Raw genomic sequence first — 15,325 nt, forward strand, 5'->3', positions numbered from 1 at the left:
GCTGCGCCTCGACGTTCATGGGGAACAGGACGGACGGCGGGCGGCACGCAAGGCACGCAAGCGGTGGGCGGAGTGAAGCAAAGTGGAGTGAAGCAAAGCGAAGGGCCGGCCCGACGCCTGGTGGCGTCGGGCCGGCCCTTGCCGGTGCGGGGTCCCCTGGGGGACGGGATCAGTCCGTGCCGGACTCCATCGCGGCGCGGTCCAGCCACTCGTCCTCGCCGGACACCTCACCGCGGGAGGCGATCGCCTGGGCGCCGCCCTCGGGCATGGCTCCGATCAGCCCGGTCGCGGCGGCCTGGGCGGCACCGATGGCGGGGTTGGCGGTGCCGATCAGGCCGAGCCCGGCGTACTGCTCCAGCTTGGCGCGGGAGTCGGCGATGTCGAGGTTGCGCATGGTCAGCTGGCCGATCCGGTCGACCGGTCCGAAGGCCGAGTCCTCGGTGCGCTCCATGGACAGCTTGTCCGGGTGGTAGCTGAACGCCGGGCCCGTGGTGTCGAGGATCGAGTAGTCCTCGCCCCGCCGCAGCCGCAGGGTGACCTCGCCGGTGACGGCCGAACCGACCCAGCGCTGCAGCGATTCCCGGATCATCAGGGACTGCGGGTCGAGCCAGCGGCCCTCGTACATCAGCCGGCCCAGGCGCCGTCCCTCGGTGTGGTACTGGGCGAGGGTGTCCTCGTTGTGGATGGCGTTGACCAGGCGCTCGTAGGCGGCGTGCAGGAGCGCCATGCCGGGCGCCTCGTAGATGCCGCGGCTCTTGGCCTCGATGATCCGGTTCTCGATCTGGTCGGACATGCCCATGCCGTGCCGGCCGCCGATGGCGTTGGCCTCCATCACGAGGTCGACCGGGGAGGCGAACTCCTTGCCGTTGACCGTGACCGGGCGGCCCTGGTCGAAGCCGATCGTCACGTCCTCCGGCGCGATCTCGACCGACGGGTCCCAGAACCGCACGCCCATGATGGGCTCCACGGTCTCCACGCCGGTGTCCAGGTGCTCCAGCGTCTTGGCCTCGTGGGTGGCGCCCCAGATGTTGGCGTCGGTGGAGTACGCCTTCTCCGCGGAGTCCCGGTAGGGCAGGTCGTGGGCGACCAGCCACTCGGACATCTCCTTGCGGCCGCCCAGCTCGGTCACGAAGTCCGCGTCCAGCCACGGCTTGTAGATCCTGAGCTGCGGGTTGGCGAGCAGGCCGTAGCGGTAGAACCGCTCGATGTCGTTGCCCTTGAACGTGGAACCGTCGCCCCAGATCTGGACGTCGTCCTCCAGCATCGCCCGCACGAGCAGCGTGCCCGTGACGGCGCGGCCGAGCGGCGTGGTGTTGAAGTAGGCCCGCCCGCCGGAACGGATGTGGAACGCCCCGCAGGTGAGCGCGGCCAGCCCTTCCTCGACCAGCGCCGCGCGGCAGTCGACCAGGCGCGCGATCTCGGCGCCGTAGGCCTTCGCGCGGTCGGGCACCGAGGCGATGTCGGGCTCGTCGTACTGGCCGATGTCGGCGGTGTACGTGCAGGGCACGGCGCCCTTGTCACGCATCCACGCGACCGCGACCGAGGTGTCGAGGCCGCCCGAGAAGGCGATACCGACGCGCTCGCCGGTGGGGAGGGAGGTGAGGACCTTGGACATAGGAAGAGTATGCATGATTACGCATGACCATGCAAAGCCTCCTCGTCACGGGCCCGAACGTCTCCCTCGGCGGATCCGAACGCCCTCTCCCGCACGGGTCCGCGACGCCTCCCGCGTCGCGGACCCGCCGCCGCCTCCCCTCACCGGGCCGGCAGCGCCACGTACTGGTACTCCAGGAACTCCTCGATCCCGACCCTGCCGCCCTCCCGGCCGAGGCCCGACTGCTTGACGCCGCCGAAGGGCGCGGCGGGGTTGGAGACCAGGCCGGTGTTGAGCCCGACCATGCCGACCTCCAGGCGCTCACTGACCCGCAGGGCGCGGTCCAGCCCCTCGGTGAAGACGTAGCCGACGAGGCCCCAGGGGGTGTCGTTGGCACGGCGGACGGCCTCGTCCTCGTCGTCGAAGGTGAGCACCGCCGCGACGGGGCCGAAGATCTCCGTCCCCATCAGGCGGCTGTCCGGGGAGACGTCGGTGAGCACCGTGGGCGGGTAGAAGCAGCCGGGGCCTTCGGGGGTGCTGCCGCCGACCAGCACCCGGGCGCCGCGCCCGACCGCGTCCGCGACCAGTTCCTCGACCTTGGCGCGTCCCGCGGCGTCGATGAGCGGGCCGACGTCGACGCCGTCCCCGGTGCCGGGGCCCACGACGAGCGCGCCCATGCGCCGGGCGAGCCGGTCGGCGAACTCCTCGGCCACCGAGCGGTGCACGAAGAAGCGGTTGGCGGCGGTGCAGGCCTCGCCCATGTTGCGCATCTTGGCGACCATCGCGCCGTCCACGGCCGTGTCCAGGTCGGCGTCGTCGAAGACGATGAAGGGCGCGTTGCCGCCCAGCTCCATCGAGGTCCGCACGACGGTGTCCGCGCACTGCGCGAGGAGCAGCCGCCCGACGGCCGTCGAACCGGTGAAGGACAGCTTGCGGATGCGTCCACCGCGCAGGAGCGGTTCGCAGACCTCGCCCGCCCTCGAGGTGGTGACGACGTTCAGCACGCCGTCCGGCAGTCCGGCCTCCTTGAGGATCGCGGCGAGGGCCAGGCTGGAGAGCGGGGTCTGCGGGGCCGGTTTCAGCACCATCGTGCAGCCGGCCGCGATCGCCGGGCCGATCTTGCGGGTGCCCATGGCGAGTGGGAAGTTCCACGGGGTGATCAGCAGGCAGGGGCCGACCGGGCGCCGGGAGAGCAGCATCCGGTTGCGTCCGTCGGGCAGCACTCCGTGGCCGCCGTCGATCCGGACCGCCTCCTCGGAGAACCAGCGGAAGAACTCCGCGGCATAGGCGACCTCGCCCCGGGCCTCGGCCAGTGGCTTGCCCATCTCGGAGGTCATCAGGCGCGCGAGCCCGTCCGTGCGCTCCAGGATGATCTCGTACGCCCGGCGCAGGATCTCACTGCGCGCCCTCGGAGCCGTACGTGCCCACTCCTCCTGCGCCTGCACCGCCGCCTCCTCGGCGAGCCGGGCGTCCTTGGGTCCGGCGTCGGCGACGTGGGCGAGGATCTCGCCGGTCGCGGGGTCGTCCACGGGCATGACGGCGCCGTCCGCGGCATCCGTCCAGGTGCCCCCGACGAAGAGCTGGGTGGGGGTGTCGGTCATGAGGTCCCTCCTGGTCGCCGGTGTGCGGTGGGTGCGGTACGGACGGTACGGCGGCGACGCGCGTCGGCCCTCGCCGGTACCCGGCCGGACGTCAACGCCGTCACCGGCCCGCTCGCGCCGTGCCGGCCTCGACCGCGGCGGACCAGGCCCGCAGCCCCTCGTCCACGGCCGCCTCGTCGATCACCAGGGCCGGGATCATCCGCACCACCTGGTTCCAGGCCCCGCAGAGCAGGAGCAGCAGGCCCTCGTCGACGGCGGCCCGCTGCACGCGGGCGGCGGTCTCGGGGTCCGGCTCGCCGTCCTCGGTGACGAACTCGCTCGCCAGCATCAGTCCCATGCCCCGTACGTCGCCGATGGCCGGCGTACCGGCCGCGACCGCCTCCAGGCCCTGGCGCAGCCGGGCGCCCATCGTCTCGGCGTTCTCGACGAGCTTCTCGTCGCGTACGACGTCGAGCGTGGCGCAGGCCGCCGCGCACGCGACCGCGTTGGCTCCGTACGTGCCGCCCTGGGAGCCCGCCCACGCCTTGCGCATCAGCTCCTCGGAAGCGGCGATGGCGGACAGCGGGAAGCCGCTGGCCAGCCCCTTGGCGGTGACCAGGATGTCGGGCGCGACACCGAAGTGCTCGTGGCCCCAGAACCGTCCGGTGCGGCCCACGCCGGTCTGCACCTCGTCGAGGATCAGCAGGAAGCCGTGCCGGTCGGCCCGCTCCCGCAGCCCCTCGACGAAGGCGCGGTTCGCGGGCACGTATCCGCCCTCGCCGAGGACCGGTTCGACGATCACGGCGGCGGTGTCGGCGGGCGAGGAGATCGTCTGGAGGGTGTAGTCGAGCTCCTTGAGGGCGAAGCGGGTGGCGGTCTCCTCGTCCCAGCCGTAGCGGAAGGCCGTGGGGAAGGGAGTGACGACCACGCCGCTCATCAGCGGCGAGAACCCGGACCGGAAGCGGGTGCCGGAGGTGGTCATGGAGGCGGCGGCCACGGTCCGGCCGTGGAAACCCCCGTGGCAGACCAGCACGTTGGGACGGCCGGTGGCCTGGCGGGCCAGCCGCAGCGCGGCCTCGACCGCCTCGCTGCCGGAGTTGGTGAAGAACAGGCTGTCCAGACCTGCGGGCAGCACCTCGCCGAGCTTGTCGACCAGGCGCCGCAGCGGCTGGTGCATGACGGTCGTGTACTGGCCGTGGACCAGGGTGGCGACCTGCTCCTGGGCGGCGGCCACGACCCTGGGGTGGCAGTGGCCGGTGCTGGTGACGCCGATGCCGGCGGTGAAGTCCAGATAGCGGCGGCCGTCCTCACCGTGGAGGTGGACGCCCTCGCCCCGGACCGCCACCACGGGGGTGGCCTGGCGAAGGTGCGGCGACAGTGCGGTCATGCTCGTCTCCCGGCCTGCTCGTCGGTCTCCTGCGTCGCCCCGAGCCTTCCCGCCCCGGCGGGCCCGCCAACGCGTGATCTGTCCGGCCCGGGCGCCGTATCCGGACGTTGTGTCAGCCGTTCGGCGCACCCGGACCGGCCCGCCCGCGCCCCTGCCGCGCTCCGAGCGCCCTTGCACAGGTCAACGGGGCTTGTCAGAGTGACCAGGGTGCACCAGCAGGCCCAGGGTGCACAGGGAGGCGCCGTGAGGGAGGACCCGCAGGCGGGCCCGGCGGGCCGGTCGCCCACCGTGGCCGACGTACTGGCCCTGCCCGTGCTGGCCGGGGGCGATCCGCGGGTGGTGACGGGCGAGGAGTCCGTCGACCGCCCGGTCCGCTGGGTGCACATCACCGAGCTGACCGACCCCGCCTCCTTCCTCAAGGGCGGTGAACTCGTCCTCACCACCGGCATGCCCCTGCCCGGCGACCCCGCCGGGATCCGCCGCTACGTCGACGAACTGGCCGACGTGGGCGCCGCCGCCCTGGTCATCGAGCTGGTGCGCCGCTACCACCGGCCGCCCGACGCCCTGGTCCAGGCCTGCGCCGCGCGCGGTCTCCCCCTCGTCGCGCTCGCCAAGGACGTCAACTTCCTCGAGGTCACCCAGGTCGTCCACACGCTGATCCTCGGCCACCAGGCGGACGCGATGCGCCGGACCCAGCGCGTCCACGAGGCGTTCACCGCCCTCACCCTGCGCGGCGCGGGACCCGAGGAGGTGCTGCGCGCCGCGGCGGAGATGACCGGCCGCACGGTCGTGCTGGAGAACCTGGTGCACCGGGCGCTGGTCTGCGAGCCCGGCGCCGCTCAGGCGTCCCTCACCGACTGGGAACGGCGCTCGCGCACGACGCCCGGCACCGACCGCGCCGGGCCTTCGGGTTCCGAGGGGTGGCTCGTGGCCCCGGTGGAGTACCAGGGGGAGCGCTGGGGGCGGGTGGTCATGCTCGCCGACGGGCCCTCCGGGACCGCGGCGACGAACCGGGGCTTCGGACCGGAGGACGTGACGGTCCTTGAGCGGACCGCGATGGCCCTCACCATCGCCCGCCTCACCGGCCCCACGCCCTGGGAACGCACCGCCCACCGGAACGCCCTGCGCGACCTGGCCGAACAGCGGCACCGCTCCCCCGCGGACGCGCGGGCCCGGGTCGCGGCCCTGGGACTGCCCGCCGAGGACGCCCGGTTCGTCGCCGTCCTCGTGGACCTGCCGCCCGACGCGGACACGACGGACGCCGAGGCCCGGCTCTCCGAGGAACTGGGCGCGACGGGAGCGCGGGCCCTGGTCGGGCTGCTCTCCGCGGTCCGCGTCGGCGTGCTGCTGGCGCTGCGTCCGTCCCTGCCGTGGCGCGAGGCGGCCGAACGGCTGAGCCGCGCCGCCCTGGACGCGGCTCCGGGTGCGACCGTGTGCGTCGGCGCGCCGGCCGACGGCCTCGCCGACGTGGCCCGCTCGTTCCGCGAGGCGGCCCGGGTGGCCGAGGCGACCGGTCGCGGCTGCCTCCTTCCGCCCGGCCGTTCCTTCCACGAGCGGTCCGACATCGGCCTGCGCCGACTGCTGTTCGCGCTCCGCGACGACCCGCGCGTCCAGGACTACGCGGAACGGCAGCTGGGCCCGCTCCTCGACCACGACGCCCGGCACGGCACCGGCCTCGTGGCCACACTGCGCGGCTACCTGGACGCCGCCGGCAACAAGACCGCCGCCGCCCGCTCGGCCGGTCTGTCCCGGGAGACCGTCTACCAGCGGCTGCACACCATCGAGCGCCTGCTGGAGCGCGACCTGGAGTCCGGCGAGCAGCGCACCGAACTCCATGTGGCTCTCCAGGCCCTCGACGCCCTGCGGACGCACCCGCACGCCGGACGGGGCCGGTGAGCCCCGCTCGGCGTCCCCCTTTCCGAGGGGCTCAGGCGTCCGGTGCGAGCACGGCGTGCAGGCGTCGGGTGTGGTCGACGTGGCGTTGCGGGCCGGTGAGGGTGACGCGGGCGGTAAGGCGGGGTTGGGTGCTGGAGGTGGCGAATCGCAGTTCGAGGGTGCCGGGTTCGATGATGCGTTGTCCGTCGCGTCCGGTGAAGGCGGCGAGGTCGGCGGGGACGGTGACGTGCAGGCGTCGGGCCTGGCCGGGGTCCAGGTCGAGGCGGGTGTAGCCGATGAGGCGCTGTACCGGCTGGACGACGGAGGCGACGGGGTCGTGGAGGTAGAGCTGGACGATCTCGGTGCCGGGGCGCCGGCCGGTGTTGCGGACGGTGAGGGCGAGGCTGAACTCGCCGTCGGTGGACGCCTCTTGGGAGTCCACGATCAGGTTCGTCCAGTCGAACGTGGTGTAGGTCAGGCCGTGTCCGAAGGGGAAGGCGGGTGTCGGGTCGATGTTGGACACGTCGTTGGCGTGGGCGAGGCGTGGGCCGAGGTAGGTGGTGGGCTGGGCCCCGGGTGTGCGGGGCACGCTGACGGGGAGGCGCCCGGAGGGGTTGAGGCGTCCGCTGAGTATCCCGGCGATGGCGTGGGTGCCTTCCTCGCCGGGGAAGAAGGCCTGGACGATGGCGGCGGATTCGGTCGCGGCGCGGCCCAGGGCGTAGGGCCGGCCCGCGAGCAGCACCGTCACGACCGGGGTGCCGGTGTCCAGGAGGGCGTCGAGGAGCTGCTGCTGGGCGCCGGGCAGGGTCAGTGACTCGACGTCGCAGCCCTCGCCGCTGGTGCCGCGTCCGAACAGCCCGGCCCGGTCACCCAGTACGGCCACGGCGACGTCGGCGTCCCGCGCCGCGCGCACGGCCTCGGAAATGCCGGAGAGGTCGCCGTCGTCGACGCCGGTGCCCCGCACGGCCCTGAACTCCGCGTCGGGGAACTCGGCGGCCAGGGTGTCGCGCAGGGTGGGCAGTTCGATGCCGACCGGGCTGTCGGGGTGGTGCACGCCGATGTGCTGGGGAAAGGAGTAGCAGCCCAGTACGGCGGTGGGTTCGTCGGCGTTGGGACCGAGCAGGGCGATGCGGCGGGGCCCAGCGAGCGGGAGGGTGCCGTCGTTGCTGAGCAGCACGACCGCCTCCTCGGCGACCGTGCGGGCCAGTTCGCGGTTGCCGGGACCGTCCAGGTCGATGCTGCCGCGCAGGGCGTCGGGGTCGTCGAGGCCGGCGCCGTGGAGCGCGGGCGGCGCCGGGTCCCAGTCCGGGTCGAGCAGCCCGAGCGCCGCCTTCTGGGCCAGTACCCGGCGCAGGGCGCGGTCGATCAGCGCTTCGGGCACGCGGCCGTCGGCGACGGCCTCGACCAGGGGGGCGCCGAACGTCTTGACGGTGGGCAGCTCGACATCGACGCCCGCCCGCAGGGCGGCTCCGGCGGCGTCCGCCCAGTCGCCGGCGATGCCGTGCAGCGTCTTGAGGAAGGCGATGCCGAAGTAGTCCGCGACGACGGTGCCGTCAAAACCCCACGCGTCGCGGAGCAGCCCGGTGAGAAGTTCCTCGTCGGCCGCCGCGGGGATGCCGTCCATGTCGGTGTAGGCGTGCATGACCGAGCGGGCGCCGCCCTCACGGACGGCCATCTCGAAGGGGGGCAGCAGGACGTCGGCGCGCTCACGCGGGCCGACGGAGGAGGGCGCGAGATTGCGTCCGGCGCGGGAGGCCGAGTAGCCGACGAAGTGCTTCAGGGTGGCGACGACGCCGGCCTCCTCCAGCCCCTGCACGTAGGCGGTGCCGACGGTGCCGACGAGGTACGGGTCCTCGCCGATGGTCTCCTCGACCCGGCCCCAGCGGGCGTCGCGCACCACGTCAAGGACGGGCGCGAGCCCCTGGTGGACGCCGACGGACCGCATGTCACGGCCGATGGCGGCGGCCATCCGCCGCACCAGGACCGGATCGAAGGTGGCGCCCCAGGAGAGCGGGACAGGGTAGGCGGTCGCGCCCCAGGCGGCGAAACCGGCCAGGCACTCCTCGTGCGCGAGGGCGGGAATGCCGAAGCGGTTCTCGGCGGCGATGCGGGCCTGGGTGCGCATGAGCGAGAGCGCGCCGAGTGCCGGGTCGACGGGGGCGGTGCCGAAGGGGCGGGTGAGCTCGCCGAGGCCGGCGGGCAGAAGCGCGTCGAGGTCGACGGCCTCCTCCATGTCGTGCTGATGGGGGGCGACGTCTCCGCCCTCGTTGGACGCGCCGACCCACACGCCGTACAGCTGGGCGATCTTCTCCTGGGGCGTCATCGCCTCGATCAGCGCGGACACCCGGACGGTGAGGGACTGGGCGGGGTCGTTCCAGACGGGGACTGCGGGGGTCTTCTCTTCGGCCACGTTGGCGGTCACTTTCCTCCGACACCCATCAGGCCCCGGACCAGGGCGCGACGGGCGAACAGGTAGACGAGCAGGATGGGCACCATGGACAGCACCACGGCTCCCAGCAGACCCGGGATGTCTATCCCGTGCGCGGTCTGGAAGTTGTACAGGCCCAGGGTGACCACCTTGGTGGACTCGGACTGGGTCAGCACGAGCGGGAACAGGAAGCCGTTCCATGCCTGGAGCGCGGAGAACACCACGATCGTGGACAGTCCCCCGCGGGACAGCGGCAGCACGAGCTGGAAGAACATGCGCCGCGGATTGGCGCCGTCCATGGCCATGGCCTCGTACAGTTCGGGCGAGATGTCACGCATCGCGCCGCTGAGGATCAGCGCGGACATCGGCAGGCAGAACGCGGCCGTGGGCAGGATGACACCCAACAGGTTGTCGTACAGCCCGGCTTCGCTGATCAGGTAGAACATCGGCACGATGACGGCCTGCGCCGGGATGGCGAGGCCGAGCAGGAACAGCCGGAAGATCGCCGACGTGGTCCGGCCGCGGCTGCGGACGATCGCGTAGGCGAGCGGCGGGACCAGCAGCAGCACGATGCCGATCACGCAGGCGGTGACGACGAGCGTGTTGAAGAAGTACCGGCCGAAGCCCGAGTCGAAGGCGCCGGTGAAGTTGTCCAGCGTGAAGCTGTCCGGTATCGATACGGGGCCGTTCTCGGCGTAGTCCTCGCGGGTGCGCAGCGTCGCGGCGAGCAGCACGTACAGCGGCAGCCCGACCAGGAAGAGCCAGACGAGCGAGCCGGCGCCGGCCAGGTAGTTCGGTCGGCGCCTCATGACACACCTTCCATGGAGCTGCGCATCTTGTCGTATCCGGAGACCCGGACGACGACCAGGGAGATGATCGTGGCCGCGACGACCAGGGCCAGCGCGATCGCGGAACCGGTGCCGTAGTCGAAGCTCTTGAAGGCCTTGTCGTACATGTAGTAGGCGCTGATCGTGGTGTCGGTGCCGGGACCGCCCTGGGTCAGGATCAGGACCGTCTCGAACGTGGTCAGACCGCCGACGATCATCAGGATCATCGAGGTGATCATGGAGGTGCGCAGCTGCGGCAGCGTGATGTGGAAGAACTGCCGGTAGCGGCCCGCCCCGTCGATCTCCGCCGCCTGGTACAGCACTTGCGGGACCGCGCGGGCGGCACCCTGGTAGATCAGGGTGTGGAACGGGGTGAACTGCCAGGTGCTGACGAACGCCAGCACTCCGACGGCACTGGCCTGTTCACCGAACAGGTTGCCGTCGCCGAACAGCCAGGCGGCGTCGGCCGGGATGCCGAAGTTGGGGTCGAGCAGCGCCCGCCACAGCACGGAGACGGCCGTCGCGGACAGCAGCAGCGGAATGAAGTAGATCACCGACAGGACGGCACGGTTGCGCTGGTGGCCGGCGGCCCAGACGCCGAGCAGGATGCTCAGCGGGGTCTGCAGGACCACGCCGAGCGTGGTCAGCAGCAGGGTCAGCCAGATGCTCTCCAGCATCACCGGGTCGTCCATCAGGCGCGACCAGTTGTCCATGCCGACGAACTCGGGCGAACTGATGCCGTCCCAGGCCATGAAGGACAGCACCGCCACCATGATCAGCGGGACGATCGCGAAGAGGGCGAAGAACAGTGCGGCGGGCAGCGCCCAGCCGAAACCGGGGCGGCCCACCTTCGTCGCGGACGAGGCGGGCGGCCGCCGCCGGGACTCCTTGCGGTGTCCGGCGGCGGGCGGGGCGCTCGTGAGGTCTGTGGTCATCAGCCGTTCGTCACTCGGTGGGGAGGGCCTGCATGGCCTTGATGAAGCCGTCCGTGTCGAGCGTTCCACTGAAGAACTGCTGGATGGCCTTGTACATGTCCGAGCTCGCCTTCTGCGGGTACGCCTGGTCCCAGGAGAGCTGGAACGAGGGCGCGTCGGCGACGAGGTCGTACTGGAAGTGCGAGTACTCGGGGGTGCCCGAGGTGTCGATGAACTGGTCGGTGTTGGTCGTGGTCGGCAGGTTGCCGATCTCCAGGTGCGCCTTGACGAACTCGTCGGAGTACATGAGCTTGAGGAACTCGGCGACGGCCTCGGGGTGCTTGGTCTTCTTCATCACGGAGTAGTAGTTGTTGGGGTTGCCGGCGACGTCCGCCGGGTCGCCCTTGCCGCCGGGGACGGCCGGGAAGGTGGTGTAGCCGAGCCCCTTCTCGGCGAACTCCTTGTGGTCCGTCAGCTGCTGGGAGAAGTACCAGGAGCCCATCAGCTCGAAGCCTGCCTTGCCCGAGGCCACCAGCTGGACCGAGCCGCCGTTGGTGTACTTGACGGAGTCGTAGTTCTTGCCGAAGGCGCCGGCGTCGACGAGCTCCCGGATCATGCCCAGGGCCTTCTTGCTGTCCGCGCTCTCCCAGGCGCTCTTGTCGCCCCCGATGGCCTTCGCGAACAGCTCGGGGCCGGCTATGCGGTCGTAGAGGTACTGGAACCACATCTGCGTCGGCCACACGTCGCCGCCGCCGAGCGCGATCGGCGTGACGCCCGCGTCCTTCAGCTTGCCGACGGCGTCGAGGAGTTCGTCCCAGGTCTTCGGCGGCTGGACGCCCGCCTTGTCGAGGACCTCCTTGTTGTGGAAGAGGAGGACCGGCTGGGTGCCGCGCATCGGGACGCCGTAGGGCTTGCCGTCGATGACGGCGTTGTCGAAGACGGCCGGCAGGAACTTCTTCTCCAGGTCCGGGTCCTTCTTGATGAAGTCGTCGAGCGGCAGCAGCAGATCCGCCTTGACGAACGGCTTGATGCTGCCGCCGCCCCAGTTGTAGAAGACGTCCGGGGCCTGCGGGGTGTTGATGATCGTCTGAAGCTTCTTCTGGTAATCGGCCCCGGGGATGGTGTCGAGGACCGCCTTGACGTCGGAGGTCTTGTTGAAGGTGTCGACGATCTGCTGTTCGACCTTGTTGCTGGCGTCCCCGTAGACCAGGACATGGATCTTGTCGTCGTCGGACGACCCCCCGCCGTTCCCGTCTCCGCAGGCCGACAGGCTCAGCGCCAGGGCGAGCGTCGCGCCGGTCGCGACCAGTCTGGGCATGAGCGCACGTGTAGTCATCGTTCGCCTTTCGAAAGTTTCGGCACCATCACCGAAAGTCCATGCTGGTCGGACAGTAGAGTCAGACAGGATTTCTGGTCAATGGCCGTGCAACTGCCGGCTCAAAACGTTATCGACGGCATGGCCTATCCTGCCCGGATGCAAGAGGGAGTTGAGGTGGGAGCGCGGATCACGCTGGCCGAGGTGGCGACGGAGGCCGGGGTCTCCCCTTCGACAGTTTCGAAAGTTCTCAACGGTCGTTCGGATGTCTCCAGTCGCACCCGGGCCCGGGTCGAGCGGCTGCTGACCCTGCACGGCTACCGCCGCCGCATCCCGAGCCCGCCGCGCTCCCAGCTCGTCGAACTCGTCTTCCACGAGCTGGACAGCGTCTGGGCGATGGAACTCGTCCGGGGCGTGGAGGCGGTGGCCCGGGCCAACCGGGCCGACGTGGTGCTCACCCGCAGCGGCACCCGGCACGCGCCCGGGCCGGACTGGATCGAGGGGGTGCTCCGGCGCAGACCGCGCGGTGTCGTGCTGGTGTTCTCCTCCCTGCCGGCGGAGGTGAAGCACCGGCTGAGGTCCTGGAACATCCCCTTCGTCATCGTCGACCCGACCGGCGCCCCCGACCCCGACGTCCCGTCGGTGGGCGCCGCCAACTGGGCCGGGGGCCTGGCGGCCACCCGCCACCTCACCGGCCACGGGCACCGACGCGTCGCGATCGTCACGGGGTTCGAGGACATGCTGTGCTCGCTGGCCCGCCTCGACGGCTATCGCTCGGCCATGGCCATGGCGGGCCTGCCGGCCGACCCGCGACTGGTCCGGCACGGCGACTACAGCGTGCGGAGCGGCTTCGAGCACGGCATGGATCTGCTCGCCGGTCCCGGCAGGCCCACGGCGGTCTTCGCGGGCAGCGACCTCCAGGCGCTCGGCGTACTGGAGGCGGCGCGGGTCAGGGAGCTGAGGGTGCCGCAGGACCTCTCGGTGGTCGGCTACGACGACGTACCGCTGGCCCAGTGGTCGAGCCCGCCCCTGACCACCGTCCACCAGCCGCTGCGGCACATGGCGGAGGAGGCCACCCGCATGCTCTTCGGCCCGCGCACCCCGGGCCGGGCGGCCCGGCGCATCGAACTGGCGACCCGGCTGGTGGTACGGCAGAGCACGGCGGCCTCTCCCCCGGGGTGATCACGCGTCCGGACGGACGGCTCCTGGACGCGTGCTTGCCCCACGGCGGCGTGCGGCCCCGGGGGCGGTCGGGACTCAGAGGGGACCGGTGGGATCGAACCACGCGGGGGCGTCGGACAGGGCCTGCTTGATCCGGAACCGCCCGAACTCGTTGAGGTCCGGCAGCGCGTCCACGGCGAACCAGCCCACCTCCAGCGACTCGTCGTCGTTGACCCGGGCCTCGCCGCCGACGGCGCGGCAGCGGAACGTGATGTCCATGAACTGGCAGACGTCCCCGTTGTCGTACGTGACCGGGTCGAGCGCCTGGACGAGCACCAGCCGCTCGACGACGCACCGGACGGCGGTCTCCTCCTCGACCTCCCGCATCGCGCAGGCGGCAGGCTGCTCGCCCGGCTCCGTGATGCCTCCGACGAGTGACCAGCGCCCGTTGTCGGACCGCCGGCCGAGCAGCACTCTGCCCTCGTCGTCGAAGACGACGGCGGTGACACCGGGGAGCCAGAGCAGCTGGTGTCCGGCGGTGACGCGCAGATCACGGATGAAGTCGGGAGTAGCCATGCGAACGACCCTAACGGGCGCGCCGGCCGCGCACGCCCGCGCCGACCGCCCAGCCGATCCCGCCGGCCGCGACCAGCACCAGAGCGATCTCGGGCACCACTCCCAGCCGGGTGGCCGGCGTCTCGGTGGAGCGCAGCGGCACCTCCTGAACCAGGGAGTCCGCCACGAACATGCCGGTCTTCTGGGTGATCCTGCCGTCCGGCATGATGATCGCGCTGACGCCGCTGGTCACCGGGACCGTCACGGTCCGGCTGTGCTCCACCGCGCGGACCCGGGACATGGCGAGCTGCTGGTAGGTCATCTCGCTGCGGTCGAAGGTCGCGTTGTTGCTGGGCACGGAGATCATCTGCGCGCCGTCGGTGACCTCGGAGCGCACGGCCCAGTCGAAGGCCGCCTCGTAGCAGGTGACCAGGCCGACCTCGGTGCCGGCCATGGTGAACACGCCGGGCTCGCTGCCCCGGCTGAAGTCCCGGGCGACCATGGTGGTCCAGGTGTCGTTGATCGCCCCGATCAGCGAGCGCAGCGGCAGGTACTCGCCGAAGGGCTGGATCTGCCGCTTGTCGTAGGTGTCGACGGGGCCCTTGTCCGGGTCCCACAGGATCTGCTCGTTGAGCAGCCTGCCGTCGCGGTCGACGACGCCGCCGACCGAGATGGGCACGCCGATCGCGTCGGCGGCCCGGTCGATGACCGCGCGGGCGTCGGCGTTGGCGAAGGGGTCGATGTCCGAGGAGTTCTCCGGCCAGAGGACGAAGTCGGGGCGCTCCGCCTTCCCCTCCTTCACCTCGGCGGCCAGGCGTTCCGTCTCCCGCGCGTGGTAGTCGAGTACGGCCCGGCGCTGCGCGTTGAAACCGAGGCCCGCGCGCGGCACGTTGCCCTGGACCACCGCGACGGTCGCGGTCCCCTCCTCCGCCGCGTCGCTGACCAGCGGCCGGGCGGCCACGGCGCCGCCGACGGGCACGGCCACGCCGAGCAGGGCGACCGCGGCGGCTCCGCGCCGTACCCCGCCGCCGCGGCGGGCCCGGACGGCCAGGCGCACGGCCTCGTGGAGGCCGAACCCGCACAGGACGACCGCGAAGCCGAGTACCGGTGTGCCGCCGACCGCGGCGAGCGGCAGGAACACGCCGTCCGCCTGGCCGAACGCGACCTTGCCCCAGGGGAAGCCCTCGAACGGCACCCGCGCGCGTGCGGCCTCCCCCGCGACCCAGATCGCCGCGGCCCAGACCGGCGCCCCCGGCAGGCGCGACACCGCGGCGACGCCCACGCCGGCCGCCGCGACGAAGAGCGCCTCGATCGCGGCCAGGGCGAGCCACGGGCCGGGGCCGACCTCCACGCCGGTCCACACCAGCAGGGGCAGCAGGAAGCCGAGGCCGAAGAGGTAGCCGAGGCCGAGCCCCGCCCTCCAGCCGCGGCCGCGCAGCACCCACCCGAGGACGGCGAAGGCGGGCACGGCCAGCCACCACAGGGTGCGGGGCGGGAAGCTGACGTAGAGCAGCACCCCCGAGAGCGCGGCGGCCGCGGCCGGGGCCAGACGCGTGAGCCGCTCGGCGGCCCGGGAGGCGGGGCTGGTCTGCGGCTCTGTCCGGTCCGGCTCGCCGACGGAGGTTGCGGTGGCTGTCACCCACCGGAGTGTACGGCGGGTGCCGGCGCGGCGGACAGGACGGTCCGCGG

Annotated in this window: 11 protein-coding genes; 2 read left to right on the forward strand and 9 right to left on the reverse strand. The window is 72.1% G+C overall.

Annotation, left to right across the window (positions count from 1 at the left end):
• Nucleotides 1-169: 169 nt before the first annotated feature.
• From argG to IG94_RS0100870, 3 genes are all read right to left on the reverse strand, one after another.
• Complete coding sequence (gene argG / locus IG94_RS0100860) at nt 170-1,615, reverse strand: argininosuccinate synthase (protein ID WP_031029365.1); 1,446 nt, start codon at nt 1,613-1,615, stop codon at nt 170-172.
• A gap of 140 nt (nt 1,616-1,755) precedes the next feature.
• Complete coding sequence (locus tag IG94_RS0100865) at nt 1,756-3,195, reverse strand: NAD-dependent succinate-semialdehyde dehydrogenase (protein WP_031029368.1); 1,440 nt, start codon at nt 3,193-3,195, stop codon at nt 1,756-1,758.
• A 100-nt stretch (nt 3,196-3,295) separates the two neighbouring features.
• A complete protein-coding gene (locus tag IG94_RS0100870) occupies nt 3,296-4,561 on the reverse strand; it encodes an aspartate aminotransferase family protein (RefSeq protein ID WP_031029370.1) in 1,266 nt (421 codons plus the stop codon).
• 243 nt (nt 4,562-4,804) lie between these two features.
• On the opposite strand from IG94_RS0100870, the gene IG94_RS0100875 reads away from it, so the two are divergent.
• Nucleotides 4,805-6,457 (forward strand): PucR family transcriptional regulator, encoded by a 1,653-nt coding sequence (locus tag IG94_RS0100875; RefSeq protein WP_043482722.1) that lies wholly within the window; start codon nt 4,805-4,807, stop codon nt 6,455-6,457.
• Between the two features lie 31 nt (nt 6,458-6,488).
• On the opposite strand, the gene IG94_RS0100880 is transcribed toward IG94_RS0100875, so the two are convergent.
• Genes IG94_RS0100880 through IG94_RS0100895 form a run of 4 tightly spaced genes read right to left on the reverse strand, consistent with a single transcriptional unit; the run spans nt 6,489 to nt 11,941 of the window.
• Entirely contained in the window at nt 6,489-8,858 is a 2,370-nt protein-coding gene (locus tag IG94_RS0100880; RefSeq protein ID WP_031029375.1) for a beta-xylosidase/alpha-l-arabinosidase, read from the reverse strand.
• Nucleotides 8,855-9,673 (reverse strand): carbohydrate ABC transporter permease, encoded by an 819-nt coding sequence (locus tag IG94_RS0100885; RefSeq protein ID WP_031029377.1) that lies wholly within the window; start codon nt 9,671-9,673, stop codon nt 8,855-8,857. The genes IG94_RS0100880 and IG94_RS0100885 overlap by 4 nt, the downstream gene beginning before the upstream one ends.
• Nucleotides 9,670-10,626 (reverse strand): carbohydrate ABC transporter permease, encoded by a 957-nt coding sequence (locus IG94_RS0100890; protein ID WP_031029380.1) that lies wholly within the window; start codon nt 10,624-10,626, stop codon nt 9,670-9,672. Before IG94_RS0100890 ends, IG94_RS0100885 begins: the two co-directional genes overlap by 4 nt.
• A 10-nt stretch (nt 10,627-10,636) precedes the next feature.
• Nucleotides 10,637-11,941, reverse strand: a complete 1,305-nt coding sequence (locus tag IG94_RS0100895; RefSeq protein WP_031029382.1) for an ABC transporter substrate-binding protein — start codon at nt 11,939-11,941, stop codon at nt 10,637-10,639.
• A 138-nt stretch (nt 11,942-12,079) separates the two neighbouring features.
• Between IG94_RS0100895 and IG94_RS0100900 the strand changes: the two genes are divergently transcribed.
• Nucleotides 12,080-13,102: a LacI family DNA-binding transcriptional regulator gene (locus tag IG94_RS0100900; protein ID WP_211269642.1), complete on the forward strand. Its 1,023-nt coding sequence runs from the start codon at nt 12,080-12,082 to the stop codon at nt 13,100-13,102.
• 75 nt (nt 13,103-13,177) lie between these two features.
• Here IG94_RS0100900 and IG94_RS0100905 read toward each other — a convergent pair whose 3' ends face one another.
• The gene (locus IG94_RS0100905; RefSeq protein ID WP_031029389.1) at nt 13,178-13,657 is read right to left on the reverse strand and encodes an NUDIX hydrolase; all 480 of its coding nucleotides are present in this window, start codon (nt 13,655-13,657) and stop codon (nt 13,178-13,180) included.
• A 10-nt stretch (nt 13,658-13,667) separates the two neighbouring features.
• On the reverse strand, nt 13,668-15,275 hold the full coding sequence (lnt, locus tag IG94_RS0100910; protein WP_031029391.1) for an apolipoprotein N-acyltransferase: 1,608 nt from the start codon (nt 15,273-15,275) through the stop codon (nt 13,668-13,670).
• Nucleotides 15,276-15,325: the final 50 nt, after the last annotated feature.

It is taken from the genome of Streptomyces olivaceus, assembly GCF_000721235.1.
In the GTDB taxonomy this organism is placed as follows: domain Bacteria; phylum Actinomycetota; class Actinomycetes; order Streptomycetales; family Streptomycetaceae; genus Streptomyces; species Streptomyces olivaceus.

Coding starts and splice junctions, on each gene's coding strand:
- argG (WP_031029365.1), bottom strand. CDS start 1,615: ATGTCCAAGGTCCTCACCTCCCTCCCCACCGGCGAGCGCGTCGGTATC.
- IG94_RS0100865 (WP_031029368.1), bottom strand. CDS start 3,195: ATGACCGACACCCCCACCCAGCTCTTCGTCGGGGGCACCTGGACGGAT.
- IG94_RS0100870 (WP_031029370.1), bottom strand. CDS start 4,561: ATGACCGCACTGTCGCCGCACCTTCGCCAGGCCACCCCCGTGGTGGCG.
- IG94_RS0100885 (WP_031029377.1), bottom strand. CDS start 9,673: ATGAGGCGCCGACCGAACTACCTGGCCGGCGCCGGCTCGCTCGTCTGG.
- IG94_RS0100890 (WP_031029380.1), bottom strand. CDS start 10,626: ATGACCACAGACCTCACGAGCGCCCCGCCCGCCGCCGGACACCGCAAG.
- IG94_RS0100895 (WP_031029382.1), bottom strand. CDS start 11,941: ATGACTACACGTGCGCTCATGCCCAGACTGGTCGCGACCGGCGCGACG.
- IG94_RS0100900 (WP_211269642.1), top strand. CDS start 12,080: ATGCAAGAGGGAGTTGAGGTGGGAGCGCGGATCACGCTGGCCGAGGTG.
- IG94_RS0100905 (WP_031029389.1), bottom strand. CDS start 13,657: ATGGCTACTCCCGACTTCATCCGTGATCTGCGCGTCACCGCCGGACAC.